We start from the raw sequence: 1205 nt of genomic DNA on the forward strand, positions 1-1205 counted from the left end.
ATAGAAATGCGTGCAAAGCGCTTCGGTTTAACGCTACAGGAGGCAAAAAATCCACTTTCTGGTACCTATATCGGGCGGCTTTGTTTGCAAGGCGTGATTACTCAAGAGCAATATGATGCCGCGCAACAATACCTACAGATAAGAAACGACTATTTGTGTGCAAAAGGCTTGCCAAGTGCTGTTTATAATGAAATTCCGTCATCTTCTGATGATAAGGCAAGAGACAAGTGGGTAGAATTCGCAACAGAGCAGTTTATAAATATGCAAGAGGCACTTAAAGAAGCACAATGCCTCTATAAACAGTATAATCTTTATGCAGCGTTACAGTCCCTCGTTATAGAAGATCAAATGCTACCACACCTTGTGAATTCATTACGCGTTGCTCTTAATGCTCTTCAGAAACATTTTGATCGTTAAATGACAATCTCTATTACGGTTTCATTATATTGTATATCGTTCGTAAGTCTCTACAAAACCTAGCTGTTTTTTTTATGCCTCTCCCATTATCGACTCTCATACTAGACACTAAATCAACAACTTGTGTTTCGGGGTTAATGCCATTTCCACTCGGAGAACTAAGAAATTTTTTTGCGTAATAAAACATTGGATCTGTACTACTCATAGACATGTTGTATGCCCAAATAAAATTTTCTTCACTCCAATTATGTTCATAGCGTAAAGTATTTATTACACTAGGTAGCATCGCCCATGACATCTCCTTATTATAATCACCCCTTAGTAAATTCACAAAGCGTCCACATAAAACAATAAGTATGTGACGATGCCATACAGTGTCAAATTTGGCAGTTATATTTTGATAGCCATTTTTGTATGCAAATTGATTTGCTTCGTGTTGCTTGTCGAAATGCGTAAAGTCTTCATATTCTTTACTTGCATATTTATCGTAAAGTTGATTGTACTGCTCTATAGTATCTACACGTGTAAATGTACGTGTAAATCCAAATGACGCTGATGCAGATAGCGCTGATATAGAAAAGAAAGCTATAAATGTTATGATGCGTGTTATGGATAATGGTTTCATTATTTTGGATCCTTAATTATTCATAAGCGCTGTTTAACCGATTCCCTTTGAAATTATCAATATGTGTTATTTTTATGTTGACAAAGTGTAGCAAATCGTATTTAATGACATTGCTGTACTTAGGCGTATTGTGTCTAGAGAGGGAAATGTACAGTTCAAAATC

The 1205-nt window shown here is 36.1% G+C and carries 2 protein-coding genes; one reads left to right on the top strand and one right to left on the bottom strand.

The window, feature by feature from the left end:
- A partial coding sequence (locus ACFILO_RS09410; protein ID WP_375678208.1) for a hypothetical protein occupies positions 1-417 on the top strand: 417 nt, incomplete at its 5' end.
- A 13-nt stretch (positions 418-430) separates the two neighbouring features.
- Here the strand turns inward: ACFILO_RS09410 and ACFILO_RS09415 are convergent.
- Positions 431-1042, bottom strand: a complete 612-nt coding sequence (locus ACFILO_RS09415; protein ID WP_375630712.1) for a hypothetical protein — start codon at positions 1040-1042, stop codon at positions 431-433.
- Positions 1043-1205 lie beyond the last annotated feature (163 nt).

It is taken from the genome of Bartonella sp. AP72JLCBS (genome assembly GCF_042195705.1).
Lineage (GTDB): Bacteria > Pseudomonadota > Alphaproteobacteria > Rhizobiales > Rhizobiaceae > Bartonella.